Raw genomic sequence first — 16,783 nt, 5'->3', positions numbered from 1 at the left:
GGATGACGGGACGGACGATGCTTGGCGCGACGCTGCTGCTCGCGCTCGCCACGACGCCGGCGCAGGCACAGCATTGGTCGCGTAGCTGGATGGCCGCGCCGCTTGTGTCGAAGGCGCCGCCGGAAAAGCGTCCCGACCTCGCCAACCGCACCCTGCGGCAGGTCGTCCGCATCAGCAGCGGCGGCCAGCGCATCCGCCTGCGCCTGTCCAACGAAATGTCGACCCAGCCCCTGCTGCTGGGCGCCGTCCATGTCGCGATCGCGGGCGAAAATGGCGAAACGCTGCCCGGCACCGACCATGTCGTGACCTTCAACCAGGCGCAGGGCGCGACCATCCCCGCCCGCGCACCCTTGTTGAGCGATCCGATCGCGATGGCGGTGAAGCCGCTCACGCGCCTCTCCATCAGCATCCACCTGCCGCAGGGCGCGCCCGATGCGACCGTCCACAGCTATTCCGCCGCCACTGGCTGGACCGCACCGGGCGACCAGACGACGGTCATCAGCCTGTCGAACTCCGCGACGCTCGGCCCCCGCGTCATCATTTCCGGGGTCGAGGTGGAAAGCCGCAAACCCGGCACCACCATCGTCACTCTTGGTGATTCCATCACCGACGGCGTGCGCGCCACCCCAGACAGCAACCGCCGCTGGCCCGACCTGCTGGCCGAGCGCCTGCAAAAAGCGGGGCGGACATCGATCGGCGTCGCCAATGCCGGGATCAGCGCCAACCGGCTGCTGTCCGAAGGCGACGGTTACAATGCCCTTGCCCGGTTCGACAGCGACGTGCTGGCGGTGCCCGGCGTCACCCATGTCGTGATCCTGGAAGGGGTCAACGACCTGGGCAATGCCGCCCGCAGCCAGCAGCCGATGCTGCCGCCCGAAGCGCTGATCGGCGCCTATCGCCAGATGATCGCCCGCGCCCATCACCGGGGCGTGAAGGTCATCCTCGCCACCATCCTGCCCTATAAGGGCGCGGGCTATTGGAGCGCGGAGGGCGACGCCGCCCGCATGGCGGTGAACAAATGGATTCGCGACAACCAGGAGGCGGACGCCTTCGTCGATCTCGACAAGGCGATCGCCGACCCCGCCGACCCCGCACGCATGGCCAAAGCCTATGATGTGGGCGACGCGCTCCACCCCAATGACGAGGGGTTCCGGGCGATGGCCGCCGCCTTCGACCTCAAGCTGTTCCAGTGATCACACCGTTGCTGCTGCTGGCGGCTGCCGCCAGCGGGCCGGTAGCGCCCAAGCCGCTGTTCCGCGATCCCGTCCATGACGGCGCGGCCGACGCCTCGACCGTGCGCGACGCGCAGACCGGCGAGTGGGTGATGTTCTACACCAACCGCCGCGCCGACCTTCCGCAGGACGACGCCAGCGATGTCCGCTGGGTCCATGGCACTGCGATCGGCGTCGCCCGATCGAAGGACGGGGCCGCATGGCGCTACACCGGCACGGCGGATATTCCCGGCAGCTGCACCGGCGAAACCCTCTGGGCGCCCGAGGTGCAATGGCTCGAAGGCCAGTGGCATATGTGGCTGACCGTCGTACCGGGCATCTATCGCGACTGGAACGCGCCGCGCTTCATCGTCCACCTGACCAGCCCGGACCTCAAGACATGGACCTGCGGCGATCGGCTCGAACTGGGCTCCGACCGGGTGATCGATGCGAGCGTACTGGCGCTGCCGAAAGGTGGCTACCGCCTCTTCTTCAATGACGAAAGGCAGAACAAGGCGATCGTCACCGCCGACAGCCCGGACCTCGTCCACTGGACAATCAGGGACCGGCTGACCCAAACGCCGGGCGAAGGGCCGAAGGCTTTCCGCTGGAAGGGCCGCTACTGGCTTATCTCCGACGCGTGGAAGGGGCTGCTGGTCATGCGCTCCGATGATGGCGAACAATGGTTCACCCAGCCGGGTCATATCCTCGCAACCCCCGGCCGCCATCCGACCGACCGCGCCAAGGGCCAGCATCCCGACATCATCGTCGCCGGGACGCGCGCCTATATTCTCTATTTCGTGCATCAGGAGGGTGAGGAGGAAGCGAAAGCCAATCCCGACTGGAAACGTCGCACCGTGCTCCAGATCGCCGAACTCCGGGAGAAGGACGGGGTCATCAGCGTCGATCGCGACGCGCCCGTTCATGTCCGCCTGAAACTCTGATCGCGCCGATTTTCCTGCCGCATAAAAGCAGCTAGGACCGACGGGATGAAAAGCCCGAAGAACCCGAAGAGGAAGCCTCCCACCATCCGCGAAGTCGCTGCCCGCGCCGGGGTGTCGGTGATGACCGCGTCCCGCGCGATCAACGGAAAGGCGCTGGTCAGCGCCAAGGCGCAACTGGCGGTGGAGCAGGCGGTGGCCGAACTGGGCTATGTCCCCAACGCGACGGCGCGCGCGCTTGCCGGCAGCGCCGACCGCCGCGTCGCATTGCTGCACAGCAACAGCACCACCTCCGCCTATCTGGGCGAACTGCTGCTGGGCGCTCTGGGCGAAGCGCCGCAACGCCACCTGCATCTGGTGGTCGAACAATGCGCGCCGGGCGCCTTCGCCGCCGAAATCGTCGATCAGGTCGCCAAGGCCCATGTCGCGGGCGTGATCCTGCCGCCGCCGCTATGCGACTGGGCCGATCTGGTGGAACTGCTCCAGGCGCGCGACATCGCCGTGGTCGGGATCGCGCCGGACCGGGAGGGGGCCGGGATGCTGTCGGTCGGGACGGACGACCGCCACGCAGCCTATGACCTGACCCGCCACCTCGTCGATCTCGGCCATCGCCGGATCGGCTTCATCCAGGGCAATCCCCGTCACCGCGCCAGTGCCCGGCGGTTGCAGGGCTTTCGTGACTGCCTGGCCGATTGCGGGATCGCCGTCGACGAACGCTGGATCGTACCGGGGGACTTTTCCTACCGATCCGGGCTCGACGCGGCGGAGCAGTTGCTCACTCTCGATACGCCGCCCAGCGCCATCTTCGCCTGCAATGACGACATGGCGGCCGCTGCGATCACCGTCGCGCACCAGCGCCGCATCAACGTGCCGGCGGACGTCACCATCTGCGGCTTCGACGATACGCCGCTGGCCGGCGCGATCTGGCCGGCGCTGACCACCATCCGCCAGCCGATCCGCGACATGGCGCGCGAGGCGATCGGGCTGCTCGGCGCCCATTTCCGCAGCCAGGACGAAGGATCGGACGACGATGCACTCGGCCGGGTGAAGCTCGACTATCAGCTCATCCGCCGTCAGTCGGACGCTGTCCCGGCGCGACATTGATCCCTTCTTCCGTTCGCTCCGATCGAAATCGAGAAGCGGACGGAGATGCCGTCCGGTCCTGGCCCGCTCCAGGCGTCAGAGGAACCCGACCTGCCGCAACCACGCCTCGCACAGCACGGGCCAGACCGACACCGGCAGCTCCTGCGTATCGAGCGCGAAGCCATGCGGCGCGTCGGCAAAAATGTGGAGTTCGGTCCGGCCGCCCGCACCCTGGAGCGCCTGCGCCAGACGATACCCATTGTCGACCGGTACGACCGGGTCATTGCCGGCATAGACGATGAAGGCCGGCGGCGGATCGGGCAGCAGTTGCGCATCGGGTTGAAGCGCATCGTACAATGCCTGCTTCTCGACCGGCGGCAGGGGCGGCTTGCCGTCGATGATCGTGCGCCCCTTCGCATTGGTGGAGATGGGCGCATAGCCCACCACCAGCACGTCCGGCCGCTCTGGCTCCGCCTTGCCCCATGCCGCAGGATAGTCGGCGATCAGGCAGGCGGCCAGATGCCCGCCCGAAGACAGGCCGACCACGCCCAGCCCCGCTTTCGCCAGCCCGCTGCCACGGATCATCCGCATGGCTTCCAGCGCATCGTCGAGCGGCGCGCACGGGCCGGTCGCGGCGTGGGGAAAGCGATGGATCAGGACAAAGGCATGATAGCCCAGCCCATTCAGCCAGCGCGCCACCTGCACGCCCTCGCGCCCCGCCATCAACGCAGTATAGCCGCCCCCGCCCAGCACAAGCATCGCGCGGCCATTGGGCGCGTCGGGCGCATAGCCCAGCAGCACCGGCCGATCGACGGCGCTGACCACCGCCCGCTCGGGCGGCGCACGCTCATCCTCCAGCGTGAAGGCACCGCTCGCCGCGCCACGCAGCGGCCAGACCAGATCAGCAGCCAGCATCGTCCACCCCCATCGGACAGCCGTGCGTCGGATAGGCCTCGCCATCCAGTTCGACCGCCTCGCGTACCACCTCGATCCGGTCGCCCGCATCGCGCATCTCATAGAATTTGGCGATCGCGCGTTTGAACGGACGGTGCAGCACCATCATCAGCTTGCCGTCGAACGCCCGGAAGATCATGCCATGGCCGCTGTCGCGCTCGACCAGCGGGCCGAGCTGTTCCCACGGCCCGGCCAGCGTCCCGCTCTTCGACCGCGCCTGGGCCTGGACATAGCCGTCCTTGCCCCAGCTCGACCAGAGCATCAGCAGCGTGCCGGTCCGGGTGCGGAACAGCTCCGGGCCATCGGTGACATAGCCGGTATCGCCTTCGGGCTGCTTCTGGCCCACGACCCAGTCGGCTTCGTTCGCACGGAACAGCAGGCGGGGCTTGCCGGCCGGGGACAGATCGCCCTTCAACGGCATCGCCTCGACCGTGCCGACACCTGTCTGCATCCATTCATGGGCATAGACCATCCACGGCTTGCCCGCCGCATCGACATGCAGCGTGCCGTCCAGGGTCATGTCGCCTGCCGCCGTCGGCGGTTCGCCTCCATGGATCAGTGTATAGGGCCCATCGATCCGATCCGCCACCGCCAGCAAGGTCGCGCGGCGATAGAGCGGGCGGTTCGCCGCCGGGCCGATCGCCGCCTTCTCATTGTGGAAGGTCGCGAACAGATACCAGCGGTCCTTCCACCGGTGGACTTCCGGCGCCCAGCCGCCGTCATTCGCCCAATTCCCCTCCGGCAGGGCGAAGACCAGCCTGGGCCTCTGCCAATGGGCGAGGTCGCCGCTGGCATAGGCCATGATGCCCAGCCGCTTGTCGCCCGTCACCGCTGGGTCATTCTTCGAGAAGAGCCAGTAGCTTTTCCCGCTTTCCTCCGCGACCACCCATGGATCATGGATGCGCAGATGCGACGTCAGCAGCGGCGCGGCGGCGGCCCCGGCCGGGACCGTCCAGCCCAGCAACAGGGCAGCCAGAAGCATCCGCATCAGGCGGCCAGCCGGTTGCCATAGCCGATGATGATGGTGGCCAGGATCAGCAGCCCGACCCCGCTCCACACCATGCGGCGCACGGCGGGCGCCGCGTCCTTCCACTCGCGGAAGGCGAAGCCCCAGCAGGTGCCGAAGATGATGATCGACGCCATGTGCAGCGTCCAGCTCGAAAAGCCGAAGCGGCCCATCTGGCTTTCGCCCATGGTGTAGAAGAAGAACTGGAAATACCAGGCAGTGCCGGCCAGCGCGCAGAGCAGGAAATTGGGCAGCAGCTTCGGCCGATGACCGCTGGCGTCGGGGGCTCCGGCCCATTGCCCCGCCGACTTGTTCTTCACGATCAGCCATCCGCACCAGAGCGCGTTGGTGATGAGGCCGCCGAACATGACGAGGCAGAGCGTCGGCAATCCTGTCCAGAGCGGCCCGGTGCCCGCCGCAGCCGACAGCGCCTTGACCGGCTCGCCCGCCGCCAGGCCGAAGGCGAAGCAGGAGGACATGATGCCGGAGAATATGGCGACGGCGATGCCCTTGCGGAAATCGAACTCGGCGACGGCGGCAGCCTTCTGCTCCGCCGACAGCGCCTCATCCTTGCGCGCCCCGGCGCGGGCGACGACGATGATCCCCGCCAGCGTGACCGCGAGGCCGAGCAGTACAATCTGCCCGTGCAGCGTGCCGGCGATCTCGGTCATGAACGTCCCGTCGAAGATCGGCGGGATCAATGTGCCGAACACGGTGCACAGGCCCAGCACCACCGCCATGCCCAGCGACAGGCCGAGATAGCGCATGGTGAGGCCGTAGGTCAGGCCGCCGAAACCCCAGAGGAAGCCGAAGAAGACGCACCAGCCGACGACGGAAGACGGCACCTGGGCCATCACTCCCATCAGGTCGCTGGTCTGGATCGAGGCGAAGAACCAGGGCGCGATCACCCAGGAGAAAACGCCGCCGGTGAGCCAGAAAATCTCCCAGTTCCAGCGTTTGACGCCGCGATAGGGGACGTAGAAGCTGGCGGAGGCGAAACCGCCCAGCCAGTGGAAGAGAACGCCGAGCAGCGGATTGGGGGTCATAGGGCAAGTCCCAGGCGATAGAGGCGATTGGCATTGTCGGCGAACAGGGCGCGGCGATCGGCTTCGGAAAAGTCGGCGACGATGGCGTGATAGGCTTCCATATATCGGTCGATAGGACCGAACAGCTTGTCGGTGGGCGTGTCGCTGGCGAAGGCGCAACGCTTCACGCCGAACAGGTCGATGGTCTCGCGGACCAGCGGTTCGATCGTTTCGCGGCTCCAGTCGCGGCGGATGAAGCCCATGCCCGACAGCTTGACCGCGACATGCGGCAGCGCGGCCAGCGCCTTCATGCCCCGGCGCCAGTCCTCCAGGCCATCCGCGTCGGTCAGCACCGGCATCCCCATATGGTTGATGATGACGGGAATATCGGGATGCCGCGCGATCAGCGGGGCGAGGCCGGGCATCTGCCCCGGATAGCATTGCAGGTCGAAGGAAAGGCCATGCTTCGCCAGCAGCGCATAGCCCGCCTGCCATTGCGGATCGAGCGTCTGGTCGACCGGGCCATAGGTGCGCTTGGGGCTGGGATGCCAGTTGACGATATGGCGGATGCCCTTCACGCGCTTATGGGCGGCCTGGGCGGCCAGCAGGGCGTCGACTTGCGGGTCGTTCAGCGCGGCGAAGGCGACCAGGCCGGTGGGCAACCCTTCAATCTGGGCCAGCCCGTCGAGCCATTGCGTTTCCCGCACCGCGCTCTCCGCCGCCGCGCCGGCATCGACATGGACCGCGCCCACCACATTCCAGCGGGCAAGGTCCGCGCGATAGTCCGCGACCCCATAGTCATGCGCGATCGCTTCGACGCTGCCGTTCGGCCCCTCGTCGGAGAAAGGCGGGCTCAGCCAGTCGTAGCGGATATGGTTCAGATCCCACAGATGGATATGGGCATCGACAAAGGGGATCATGCTGCTCTCCCGCGAAATGTCGGGTCTGCGGGCCGCAGCGACGCGCTCCAGCCCGAACGCGCAGGCCGTTCCGGCAAGGCCGGTCAGCAAGGCGCGACGGTCACAGGCGATGGTCAACGGCATCATCCCCGGAAAACAGGCGGCGCGCCGGCTCTTTGGCTGGCCGGTCGCGCCGCGCGACTTTTGGATTTAGAAGGTGGTCCGGCCGCCCGACGTGTCGAAGGTGGACGCCGTCGTGAAGCTGCATTCCTCGCTGGCCATGAAGCACACCATCGCCGCCGATTCCTCGACCTGGCCGAGCCGGCCCATCGGGATTTTCGAGCGCATATAGTCGACCTGGCTCTGCGGCAGCTGGGCCAGGATCGGGCTTTCGAAGGTCGCCGGGGTCAGCGCGTTGGCGATCACGCCCTTGCCGGCCAGTTCCTTGCCCAGGCTCTTGGTGAAGCCGATCACGCCCGCCTTGCTCGCCGAATAGGCGCTGGCATTGGGATTGCCTTCCTTGCCCGCGACCGAGGCGAGGTTGACGATCCGCCCATAGCCATTTTCGAGCAGGAAGGGCACGACCTCCCGGTTGCAGTAGAAGAGGCCATTGAGGTTGATGTCGATCACCCGCTGGAAGCTATCGACCGGATAGTCCCATACCGTCGCGGTGGCGCCAGTGATGCCGGCCGAGCAGATGAGGATATCGACCTTGCCCAGCGCTGCGGCGGTTTCCTTGGCGGCGGCGGCGACGGCCGCGTAATCGCTGACGTCGAGGGCGACCACATGGATCGCGCCCACTTCGTCCTTCGTGGCGGCCAGCGCTTCGGGATTGAGATCCCACAGCGCCACCTTACCGCCTTCCGCAACGATGCGCGCGGCGACCTGCTTGCCCAGGCCCGACGCACCGCCGGTGATGATCGCGTTACGGCCCGCGAACCGTCCGGCGTAAACGCTCATCCCAGCACCTCATCGCCCAGATGACGCCATTCGGACACCTGCTGCTTCTGCGTGCCCAGCTTCTCGATACCCAGCTCCATGACGTCACCGGCCTTGAGGTAGATGGCGGTCGGCTTCTTGCCCTCGCCCACGCCCGGAGGGGTGCCAGTGATCATCAGGTCGCCCGGATACAGGGTGATATATTCGCTGACATAGGAAATGAGCTGGGCGACGTTGAAGATCATCGTCTTCGTGTTGCCGGTCTGCATCCGCTGGCCGTTGACGTCCAGATACATGTCGAGATCCTGCGGGTCGCCCACTTCGTCGGGCGTCACCAGCCAGGGGCCAACCGGGCAGAAGGTGTCATGGCCCTTGCCCTTGCTCCACTGGGTGCCGCGCTGCTTCTGGTTGAAGCGTTCCGACACGTCGTTGACGAGGGTATAGCCCGCGACCTTCGACAGCGCCTCTTCCTCGCTCACGAAGCGGCAGGTTTCGCCGATGATGACGCCCAGTTCCACTTCCCAGTCGCCATGCGTCGAATTCTTCGGCAGGACGACTTCGTCATTCGGGCCGTTGAGCGACGACAGCGCCTTCATGAACATCATCGGCTCGGTCGGGATCGGCAGGTTGGATTCGATCGCATGATCCTCATAATTGAGGCCGATGGCGACGATCTTGCCAATCCCCTTGACCGGAACGCCATAGCGCGGCTGGCCTTCCACGACCGGCAGTGAATCCACGTCCGCGCCCTTCGCCTTGGCGAGGGTGGCGACGGTCAGTTCAGGGACGACCGCCGACAGGTCGCGAATCTGGCCCTCGCTGTCGATGACGCCGGGCTTTTCCTGGCCACGCTGGCCGAAACGAACGAATTTCATGGGTTTATACTCTCTTGCAGATCAATGGGTGTAGGGACGGTGCATCGCGATATCGCGGTTCAACTCGACGCCGAAGCCCGGCGCATCGAGCGCGCTGACCTTCAGCCGGCCATTTTCCGGCACCGGCTCGCCGATCAGCTGCGGGTGGAACATCGGCACCACCTCCGTCGGTCCCGGATGCATCATCAGGAATTCGGCGAAGGGCGAATTGTGCCGGGTGATGACGAAATGATAGGAATAAACCGACGATCCGTGCGGCACGACCATCTTGCCATGGGCATCGGCCAGCGCACTGATCTTGAGCAGTTCGGTTACGCCGCCGCACCAGCCGACGTCGGGCTGGATGATGTCGCAGCAGTCCATTTCCATGAGCATCCGGAAGCCCCAGCGGGTCGCCTCATGCTCGCCGGTCGTCACCAGCATCCCCTTGGGCACGTTGCGCTTCAATTGCTGGTAGCCCCAATAATCGTCCGGGCTGATCGCTTCCTCGATCCATTTGAGACCAAGGTCATGCGCGGCAATGGCAAGGCGCGTCGCATAGTCGACGTCGAGCGCCATCCAGCAATCCCACATCAGCCAGAAATCGTCGCCGACCTTGGACCGCATGTCGGCCAGTTCGGCGATGTTCTTCTTCAGCCCCTCGATCCCTTCGGCCGGGCCGTGATGCAGCGGCATCTTGCCGCCGATGAAGCCGAATTCCTTGGCCTTGTCCGGCCGCGCGCCGGTGGCGTAGAATTGCAGTTCGTCGCGCACCGCGCCGCCGAGCAGATGATAGACCGGCTCCTGCCGCAACTTGCCGAGCAGATCCCACAGCGCCAGGTCGACCCCCGAAATCGCGTTCACGACCAGACCCTTGCGCCCATAATATTGGGTCGAGAAATACATCTGGTCCCAGATCTTCTCATAGTCGGTCGGCGAACGCCCTTCGAGGAAACGGGCGAGATGCTTTTCCACGATATAGGCGGCCGGTTCGCCGCCGGTCGTGACGGCGAAACCGACAGTCCCGTCCTCGGCTTCTATCTCCACGACCAGCGTGCCGAGTACGTTGATGCCGAAGCTCTGCCGCGACTGGCGATATTCGGGATAGCGCGACATGGGCGTCGCGATGTGATCGTCGATCCAGTGGCCTTCGCCCTGGTCATGATAGTCAGCACCGCCCCCGCGCACGGTGAAGGCACGGACATGTTTGATCTTCGGCAAGGTCACGATCGGCACGCACTCACTCCTTGAGCCTATCCACTGTCCAAATGTTGGGAAACAGCGGCAACTACTTCCAATATATGGTCAAACTCGCATGATGCCGGGCGAGTATGAGGGTCTGGCGCGATCGAGAAGAATCATGTCGGCCCCTCCTTCACCCTTGTTTTTCTCATTTTGTGGGATAGAGTATTAGTAGATGAGACAAATTTCGTCAAACCCTGAATTGGGTCCGGAAGCGGGAGAGCGAGAGGATATGGCGACGGCGCCGGAGAAAGCCGAGGGAGCCAAGGCATCGGGATCGCAGACCCTGCAACGCGGGCTGGACCTGCTGGACCAGGTGATTGACGGGCCGGTGAAGCTCGCCGACCTGTCCGAACGCATGGGCTTGACCCGGTCGACCACCCACCGCCTCGCCAATGCGCTGGTGGAGCGCGGCTTCCTGACCTTCCTCCCGCGCGAGGGCTATCAGCTCGGGCCGAAGCTGCTGCAACTGGGCTTCCTGGCGCAGAGCCAGGCCGACGTGGTGCAGATCGCCCGGCCGCATCTGGAACAACTGGCTGCGGCCAGCGAGGATACGGTACATCTGGGCCGGCTCGACGGCGACCAGGCCCTCTATCTCGACAAGATTCCCGGCCGCCGCCGCGTCGATATTTCCAGCCGGATCGGCGACCGCCATCCGCTGACATCGACGGGCCTCGGCAAGGCGCTGCTGCTCGACGATTCGGAACCGACCTGGCGCCGCGTCTTTGACGCCGAATATGCCGCGGGCACCCACATGGCCGACTATGGCCTCTGGCTGGATCGGATGCGCGGCTATGCCGGTGAAGGCCGTTCCTTCGACCTGGAGGAGAATGAGGATCAGATCCGATGCGTCGCCGCCCCGATCCGCGATGCGTCGGGCGCAATCGTCGCTGCCATCAGCCTGTCGAGCGCCGCTCAATATATGGACGATGCGCGGATGCAGGCGCTCAGCACTGACGTCCGCGACACCGCGCAGAAGATCAGCGCCGATCTGGGCTGGACCCCCGGCGTCAAGCCGCCCCGCCGCCCGGTGCGGCGCTAGGGTGGCGCCACGCGCAAACCAAATCCTCCCCTGCCAGGGAAGGACTGTCACAATCGCTACACCAAGGAACCGATCCCATGAAACTGCTTGAAGGCAAGACCGTCCTCGTCACCGGCGCATCGACCGGCATCGGCCGCGCCGCGGCCATCGGCGCCGCCAGGCATGGCGCCGATGTCGTCATCAACTATGCCAGCAGCGACGGCCCGGCCGCCAGCTGCGTGGCGGAGATCGAGGCGCTCGGCCAGCGGGCCATCGCGGTGAAGGGCGACGTCGCCGACCCGCAGACCGCTCAGGACTTTGTCGCGAAGGCGGTCGAAGCCTTCGGCAAGGTCGACGTGATGGTCAGCAATGCGGGCATCTGCCCCTTCCACGCCTTCCTGGACATGCCGGTCGACGTGGTGGAGCGCACCTTCAAGGTGAACCTGCACGGCGCCTATTTCATGGTGCAGGCCGCCGCGCAGCAGATGGTGAAACAGGGCCATGGCGGATCGATCGTAGCGGTCTCCTCCATCTCGGCGCTGGTCGGCGGCGAATATCAGACGCACTATACCCCGACCAAGGCGGGCGTGCATTCGCTGATGCAATCCACGGCTATTGCCCTGGGCAAGCATGGCATCCGCTGCAACAGCGTCCTGCCCGGCACCATCCTGACCGAGATCAACAAGGATGACCTGGCCGATGTCGAGAAGCGCCAGTATATGGAAGCCCGCACGCCGCTCGGCCGCTTGGGACAGCCGGAGGATCTGGCCGGGCCGATCGTCTTCCTCGCGTCCGACATGGCCGCCTATGTCACCGGCGCCGCGCTGCTGGTCGACGGCGGCATGTATGTGAATCTGCAGTAATTACCGTCATCCCCGCGAAGGCGGGGACCCATCTCCCGCTATCCCAGGCGAAAGGTGAAGAGATGCGTTCCCGTTTTCGCTGGAATGACGAATGAAAGAGAAAAAGCATGAGGATCGCCCCCAAGCTCGCAGCAACCCTCGCCGCCCTGCTCGCGCCCCTGCCCGGCTTCGCGACGCCGCCCGGCAGCACGATCCTCATCGCGGGCGATTCCACCGCCTCCGCCTACAAGGCGGATCGCTACCCCCAGACCGGCTGGGGCCAGATGCTGTCCTGCGGCCTGTCCCCGGACGTCCGGGTCAGCAACCACGCCATGGGCGGCCGCTCGACCCGCAGCTTCCTGCGCGAAGGGCGGTGGGAGAGGCTGCTCGGCGAAATCACCCCCGGGGACACGGTACTGATCCAGTTCGGCCATAATGATGCGACCCGCGCCAAGCCTGAACGCTGGGCACCCGCCCAGACCGACTATCGCGACAATCTGCTGCGCTTCATCTGGGACGCGCGCACCGCCGGCGGTACGCCGGTGCTGGTCACGCCGGTCGCGCGGCGCAGCTTCGGCGCGGACGGCAAGGCGAAGGCGGACTTTGCCGACTATTCCGCCGTGATGCGAGACCTGTCCGCCAGCACGCACACGCCGCTGATCGATCTGGAAGCGCTGTCGCGCGCCTGGGTCGACCGCGCCGGGGAAGCGGCGTCCAAGGCCTATTATCTCCATTACACGCCGGAGGATCATGCCCCCGGCTTCCCCAAGGGCATCGCCGACAATACCCATTTCAGCGAAGTGGGTGCCCGCAATGTCGCCAATCTGGTAGCAGGCGGGCTGAAAGCGCTGAACCTGCCCATCTCCGCGAAGGTGCTGGCCGACCGGCCCGCCCTCGCCCGCATCACGCCACTGGGAAAGACGAGCTGCCAATGACGCAAATCGATCGACGCACCCTGTTGACCGGCGCGGCCGTGACCGCCGCCATGGCGCCCGCGACCGCCGCATTCGCCCAGAGCTTCCCGCTGCCGCAGGGGTTCGAGCGCTTCCCGATCTGGCCCGGCAAGGCGCCGGGCGGCGAGAATGTCCATGTGCAGGAGGTGGAGTCGCTGCGCCGCCCCGACAGCGGCCCCGACGACGGCGTCTTCGCCCATATCGTGACACCGACACTGACGATCTTGCGGCCGGAGGCGGTTGGCGCGAAACCCAATGGCGCGGCAATGCTGTTCATCCCCGGCGGCGGCTATCTGCGCGTCGCCATCGGCCATGAAGGCTACAGCCTCGCCCGCCGTTTCGCGCGGGCGGGCTATGTCTGCTTCGTCCTGCTCTACCGCCTGCCCGGCGATGGCTGGGCCGCCGGAGCCGAAGCGCCCTTGCAGGATGCGCAGCGCGCGCTGCGCCTCGTCCGCGCACTCGCGTGGAAGGAGAAGTTCGACGCCAGCCGTATCGGGGTAATGGGCTTCTCTGCCGGCGGCCATCTCGCCGCCTGGCTGACCAGCCGGACGCCTGCGGAGACCTACAGGCCGATCGACGCCGCGGACCGCGAACCGATCAAGGCCGCGCTCGCCGCCTACATCTATCCGGTAATCCAGATGCAGGGGCCGTTCGCCCATGCCGGATCGCGCACCCAATTGCTGGGCGCCAATCCCGCGCCCGAACGGCTGCGTGGCCTTTCGCTCGATCAGGATGTGAGCGCGGAAACCCCGCCTGTGTTCCTCGCCCATGCGCTGGACGACAAGGCAGTGCCGCCCGAAAACAGCCTGTCCATGCTGGCCGCACTGCGGGCGAAGGGCATCCCGGCCGAATGCCATCTGTTCGAAAATGGTGGCCATGGCTTCGGCCTCGTCCCCGAACCGGCCGCGCCGGCGCACTGGCCCAACCTCTTCCTCTCCTTCGCGAAACGCCACACATTATGACACGCAACGTCGCCCTCTTCGTCACCTGCCTGGTCGATGTCATGCGCCCGCGCATCGGCTTCGCCGCGATTCGCGCGCTGGAGGCGGCGGGCTGCGACGTGGTCGTGCCGCAAGGCCAGACCTGCTGCGGCCAGCCCGCGCTCAACAGCGGCGACCGCGACCATGCCGCCGCGCTGGCGAAGCAGACCATCAAAGCGCTCGAACCCTATGAGGCGATCATCGTACCGTCCGGCTCCTGCGCGGGTACGATCCGCTGCCATTATCCCGAGATATTCGAGCATGACGCGGCCTGGCTCCCCCGCGCGCAGGCGGTGGCGGCGAAAACGTTCGAGGTCATGGCCTATCTGGACGAAGTGTGCGGCTGGAAACCCGAGGGCGTGAGCGTCGACGCGAAAGCCACCTATCATGATAGCTGCTCAGGCCTGCGCGAACTCGGCATCAAGGCCCAGCCGCGCCGCTTGCTCAAAAGCATCGACGGCCTAACCTTCGCCCCGCTGGCGGGCGAGGAAACCTGCTGCGGCTTCGGCGGCACCTTCTGCGTCAAATATCCCGCCATCTCCAACGCCATCGTCGGAGAGAAAGCCGACGCGATCGACGCCACCGGCGCCGACCTGCTGCTGGCGGGCGACCTTGGCTGCCTGATGAACATGGCGGGCAAGCTCAACCGCAAGGGGAGCAAGGTCCGCGCCTACCACGCCATCGAACTGATCGCAGGCATGGGCGACGGCCCGGCCATCGGGGAAGAAGCATGAGCGGCTTCACAGACCGCGCCGACGCGGCGCTGGCCGACCCGATCCTCAAGATCGCGGTCGAGCGCACCGCAGGCACCGCCGAGGCCAAACGCGGGATCGCCGTCGCCGCCTTCCCCGACTTCGACGCCGCCCGCATCCGCGCCGCCGCGATCAAGGATCATGTGATCGCCCATCTCGGCCATTATCTCGAAAAGTTCGAAGCCAACGCCGTCGCTGCGGGCGCGAAGGTCCACTGGGCCAGCACGTCGGACGAAGCCTGCCGCATCGTCATCGACCTTTGCAAAAGGGCCAACGCAAAAACCGTCGCCCGCTCCAAATCGATGCTGGGCGAGGAAATCGGCCTGCCCCATGCGCTTGCCGAAGCCGGGATCGGCCGGGTCGAAACCGACCTGGCCGAACATATCATCCAGCTCGCCGACGAGCGCCCCTCGCACATCATCTGGCCCGCCATGCACAAGACCCGCGAGCAGGTCTCCGCCCTCTTCAAGGCGAAGCATCGCAGCCCGCATGAGGAAGAGACCATCGCCGCCATGGCCGAAAGCGCCCGGCGTCAATTGCGGGGCGAAATGCTGGGCGCGGATGTCGGCATTTCGGGCGCGAACTTCCTGATCGCGGACACCGGCGCTATCTGCACCGTCACCAATGAAGGCAATGCCGAACTCTCGCTCGTCCCGCCGCGCGTCCATATCGTGACGGCGGGGATCGAGAAGATCGTGCCCTCCATGCCCCATGCCATCCACATGCTGCGGATGCTGGCGCGATCCGCCACCGGCGCGGCGCTCACCCAATATACGACTTTCTACACCGGCCCCAGGCGGCCCGGCGACCGTGACGGGCCGGAGGAAATGCACATCGTCCTGGTCGACAATGGCCGCACCAGGATGCGCGAGGAAGGCCTTGCCGAAATGCTCCGCTGCATCCGCTGCGGGGCCTGCATGAACCACTGCGTCGTCTTCCGTCAGATCGGCGGCCATGCCTATGGCGGCACTTATCCGGGACCGATGGGATCGGTGCTGACCCCGGTCTTCGACGGACTGCCGAAGAATCGCGACCTCGCCCATGCCTGCACCCTCAACGGCAAATGCCAGGAAGTGTGTCCTGTCCGCATCCCGCTCCCCACCCTGCTGCGTGGCTGGCGCGAAAAAAGCTGGCGCGAGGGGCTGGAGCCGACCTCGATGCGCTTTGGCCTCGGCGTCTGGGCCTGGGTCGCCCGCCGTCCCGCACTCTACCGTTTCGGCACTGGTCTCGCCGTGCGCGCGATGCGGCTGCTGGGCCGCAAGGGCTGGATCGGCAAGCTGCCGCTCGCGGGCGGCTGGACCCGCTATCGCGACATGCCCAAACCGGCGGCACAGACCTTCATGGCCCAATATCAAAGGGAGCGCCGCAAATGAGCGCCCGCGACACGATCCTGTCCCGGCTGAAACGCACCGGACCCGGCAATATCGACGCCGAAGCCGCCGCCCTGCTGATCGCGCCCGAGCGCCCAGCCGTGGACGAATCGGCGCTGGAGGCCGAATTTCTCGCCCGCCTCGCCCTCCCCAGCGTCAATGCCAGCCATGACGTCATCGGCGCCCTCGCCGATCTGCCCGCCGCCATCGCCCGCTATCTCGACGCGCAGGGCGAACCCCTTGCCCTCTGCCTCCCCCCCGATCCGCGCCTCGCGCCCTGCGACTGGACGGGCTTCACCCTCCACGAGTCCGCCGCCCCCGACGAAGCCGCCGCGCTCGCCATCGCGCGCAAGGGGATCGCCGAAACCGGTTCGCTGATATTCGAAACCAGCCCGACAGCGCCGATGCTCCCCAATTTCCTGACCCTGCACCATATCGTGCTGCTGCCGGTAAAGGACATCGCCCCTTATCTGGAAGATGCCCCCCTGCCGGGCGCCCAGCCGCGTGCCCATTACTGGATCACCGGCGTATCGGGCACGACGGATATCGAGGGTACCTATGTCCGCGGTGCACATGGCCCGCGCTTCCTTCATGTCATCCTGCTTCGCGATTAATCACCGCATGGTAGAACTTCATTCCACATTACGGGAATAAAGGCTTACTTTCGCGTCGCCGGGCGCTATAAGCAGGAAAAATCCCCAAAGGAGATTC

17 protein-coding genes are annotated in these 16,783 nt (G+C 66.2%); 10 read left to right on the top strand and 7 right to left on the bottom strand.

The features are described 5' to 3' along the window. Positions 1–2 precede the first annotated feature (2 nt). From K3M67_RS14805 to K3M67_RS14795, 3 genes are read left to right on the top strand one after another with little or no spacing between them, the layout of a single operon-like run. Entirely contained in the window at positions 3–1,193 is a 1,191-nt protein-coding gene (locus tag K3M67_RS14805) for an SGNH/GDSL hydrolase family protein (protein ID WP_285831863.1), read from the top strand. Then, positions 1,190–2,155: a glycoside hydrolase family protein gene (locus K3M67_RS14800; RefSeq protein ID WP_285831862.1), complete on the top strand. Its 966-nt coding sequence runs from the start codon at positions 1,190–1,192 to the stop codon at positions 2,153–2,155. The genes K3M67_RS14805 and K3M67_RS14800 overlap by 4 nt, the downstream gene beginning before the upstream one ends. A gap of 45 nt (positions 2,156–2,200) precedes the next feature. Beyond that, the gene (locus K3M67_RS14795) at positions 2,201–3,256 is read left to right on the top strand and encodes a LacI family DNA-binding transcriptional regulator (RefSeq protein ID WP_066865149.1); all 1,056 of its coding nucleotides are present in this window, start codon (positions 2,201–2,203) and stop codon (positions 3,254–3,256) included. 75 nt (positions 3,257–3,331) lie between these two features. On the opposite strand, the gene K3M67_RS14790 is transcribed toward K3M67_RS14795, so the two are convergent. From K3M67_RS14790 to rhmD, 7 genes are all read right to left on the bottom strand, one after another. Next, the gene (locus K3M67_RS14790) at positions 3,332–4,150 is read right to left on the bottom strand and encodes an alpha/beta hydrolase (RefSeq protein ID WP_066865151.1); all 819 of its coding nucleotides are present in this window, start codon (positions 4,148–4,150) and stop codon (positions 3,332–3,334) included. Continuing rightward, positions 4,137–5,177, bottom strand: a complete 1,041-nt coding sequence (locus K3M67_RS14785) for a glycoside hydrolase family 43 protein (RefSeq protein WP_285831861.1) — start codon at positions 5,175–5,177, stop codon at positions 4,137–4,139. The genes K3M67_RS14790 and K3M67_RS14785 overlap by 14 nt, the downstream gene beginning before the upstream one ends. Next, positions 5,177–6,241: an L-rhamnose/proton symporter RhaT gene (rhaT, locus tag K3M67_RS14780; protein ID WP_066865154.1), complete on the bottom strand. Its 1,065-nt coding sequence runs from the start codon at positions 6,239–6,241 to the stop codon at positions 5,177–5,179. Before rhaT ends, K3M67_RS14785 begins: the two co-directional genes overlap by 1 nt. Next, complete coding sequence (locus tag K3M67_RS14775) at positions 6,238–7,140, bottom strand: amidohydrolase family protein (protein WP_285832950.1); 903 nt, start codon at positions 7,138–7,140, stop codon at positions 6,238–6,240. Before K3M67_RS14775 ends, rhaT begins: the two co-directional genes overlap by 4 nt. Positions 7,141–7,329: 189 nt before the next feature. Then, positions 7,330–8,079, bottom strand: coding sequence for an SDR family NAD(P)-dependent oxidoreductase (locus tag K3M67_RS14770; RefSeq protein WP_066865163.1), 750 nt, complete (start codon positions 8,077–8,079; stop codon positions 7,330–7,332). Further along, positions 8,076–8,933: a 2,4-didehydro-3-deoxy-L-rhamnonate hydrolase gene (locus tag K3M67_RS14765; protein WP_066865166.1), complete on the bottom strand. Its 858-nt coding sequence runs from the start codon at positions 8,931–8,933 to the stop codon at positions 8,076–8,078. Before K3M67_RS14765 ends, K3M67_RS14770 begins: the two co-directional genes overlap by 4 nt. 21 nt (positions 8,934–8,954) lie before the next feature. Further along, positions 8,955–10,139 (bottom strand): L-rhamnonate dehydratase, encoded by a 1,185-nt coding sequence (gene rhmD / locus K3M67_RS14760; protein ID WP_066865362.1) that lies wholly within the window; start codon positions 10,137–10,139, stop codon positions 8,955–8,957. A 190-nt stretch (positions 10,140–10,329) separates the two neighbouring features. On the opposite strand from rhmD, the gene K3M67_RS14755 reads away from it, so the two are divergent. From K3M67_RS14755 to K3M67_RS14725, 7 genes are all read left to right on the top strand, one after another. Next, positions 10,330–11,196 carry an IclR family transcriptional regulator gene (locus K3M67_RS14755; RefSeq protein WP_066865169.1) on the top strand — a complete coding sequence of 289 codons (867 nt, stop codon included), beginning with the start codon at positions 10,330–10,332 and terminating at the stop codon, positions 11,194–11,196. A gap of 77 nt (positions 11,197–11,273) precedes the next feature. Continuing rightward, positions 11,274–12,038, top strand: coding sequence for an L-rhamnose 1-dehydrogenase Lra1 (lra1, locus tag K3M67_RS14750; RefSeq protein ID WP_285831860.1), 765 nt, complete (start codon positions 11,274–11,276; stop codon positions 12,036–12,038). Between the two features lie 107 nt (positions 12,039–12,145). Then, positions 12,146–12,952: a rhamnogalacturonan acetylesterase gene (locus K3M67_RS14745; RefSeq protein ID WP_285831859.1), complete on the top strand. Its 807-nt coding sequence runs from the start codon at positions 12,146–12,148 to the stop codon at positions 12,950–12,952. Further along, complete coding sequence (locus K3M67_RS14740) at positions 12,949–13,932, top strand: alpha/beta hydrolase (protein WP_285831858.1); 984 nt, start codon at positions 12,949–12,951, stop codon at positions 13,930–13,932. Before K3M67_RS14745 ends, K3M67_RS14740 begins: the two co-directional genes overlap by 4 nt. Beyond that, the gene (locus K3M67_RS14735; protein WP_285831857.1) at positions 13,929–14,684 is read left to right on the top strand and encodes a (Fe-S)-binding protein; all 756 of its coding nucleotides are present in this window, start codon (positions 13,929–13,931) and stop codon (positions 14,682–14,684) included. The genes K3M67_RS14740 and K3M67_RS14735 overlap by 4 nt, the downstream gene beginning before the upstream one ends. After that, complete coding sequence (locus tag K3M67_RS14730) at positions 14,681–16,075, top strand: lactate utilization protein B (protein ID WP_285831856.1); 1,395 nt, start codon at positions 14,681–14,683, stop codon at positions 16,073–16,075. Before K3M67_RS14735 ends, K3M67_RS14730 begins: the two co-directional genes overlap by 4 nt. Further along, positions 16,072–16,686 carry a LutC/YkgG family protein gene (locus tag K3M67_RS14725; protein ID WP_285831855.1) on the top strand — a complete coding sequence of 205 codons (615 nt, stop codon included), beginning with the start codon at positions 16,072–16,074 and terminating at the stop codon, positions 16,684–16,686. The genes K3M67_RS14730 and K3M67_RS14725 overlap by 4 nt, the downstream gene beginning before the upstream one ends. The last annotated feature ends 97 nt before the right edge of the window (positions 16,687–16,783 follow it).

It is taken from the genome of Sphingobium sp. V4 (genome assembly GCF_029590555.1).
GTDB lineage: Bacteria > Pseudomonadota > Alphaproteobacteria > Sphingomonadales > Sphingomonadaceae > Sphingobium.
This window is presented reverse-complemented; position numbering and strand designations above follow the sequence as displayed.

Coding starts and splice junctions, on each gene's coding strand:
- K3M67_RS14730 (WP_285831856.1), top strand. CDS start 14,681: ATGAGCGGCTTCACAGACCGCGCCGACGCGGCGCTGGCCGACCCGATC.
- K3M67_RS14765 (WP_066865166.1), bottom strand. CDS start 8,933: ATGAAATTCGTTCGTTTCGGCCAGCGTGGCCAGGAAAAGCCCGGCGTC.
- K3M67_RS14735 (WP_285831857.1), top strand. CDS start 13,929: ATGACACGCAACGTCGCCCTCTTCGTCACCTGCCTGGTCGATGTCATG.
- K3M67_RS14745 (WP_285831859.1), top strand. CDS start 12,146: ATGAGGATCGCCCCCAAGCTCGCAGCAACCCTCGCCGCCCTGCTCGCG.
- K3M67_RS14770 (WP_066865163.1), bottom strand. CDS start 8,079: ATGAGCGTTTACGCCGGACGGTTCGCGGGCCGTAACGCGATCATCACC.
- K3M67_RS14775 (WP_285832950.1), bottom strand. CDS start 7,140: ATGATCCCCTTTGTCGATGCCCATATCCATCTGTGGGATCTGAACCAT.
- K3M67_RS14740 (WP_285831858.1), top strand. CDS start 12,949: ATGACGCAAATCGATCGACGCACCCTGTTGACCGGCGCGGCCGTGACC.
- rhaT (WP_066865154.1), bottom strand. CDS start 6,241: ATGACCCCCAATCCGCTGCTCGGCGTTCTCTTCCACTGGCTGGGCGGT.
- K3M67_RS14785 (WP_285831861.1), bottom strand. CDS start 5,177: ATGCGGATGCTTCTGGCTGCCCTGTTGCTGGGCTGGACGGTCCCGGCC.
- K3M67_RS14795 (WP_066865149.1), top strand. CDS start 2,201: ATGAAAAGCCCGAAGAACCCGAAGAGGAAGCCTCCCACCATCCGCGAA.
- K3M67_RS14755 (WP_066865169.1), top strand. CDS start 10,330: ATGAGACAAATTTCGTCAAACCCTGAATTGGGTCCGGAAGCGGGAGAG.
- K3M67_RS14805 (WP_285831863.1), top strand. CDS start 3: ATGACGGGACGGACGATGCTTGGCGCGACGCTGCTGCTCGCGCTCGCC.
- K3M67_RS14725 (WP_285831855.1), top strand. CDS start 16,072: ATGAGCGCCCGCGACACGATCCTGTCCCGGCTGAAACGCACCGGACCC.
- K3M67_RS14790 (WP_066865151.1), bottom strand. CDS start 4,150: ATGCTGGCTGCTGATCTGGTCTGGCCGCTGCGTGGCGCGGCGAGCGGT.
- lra1 (WP_285831860.1), top strand. CDS start 11,274: ATGAAACTGCTTGAAGGCAAGACCGTCCTCGTCACCGGCGCATCGACC.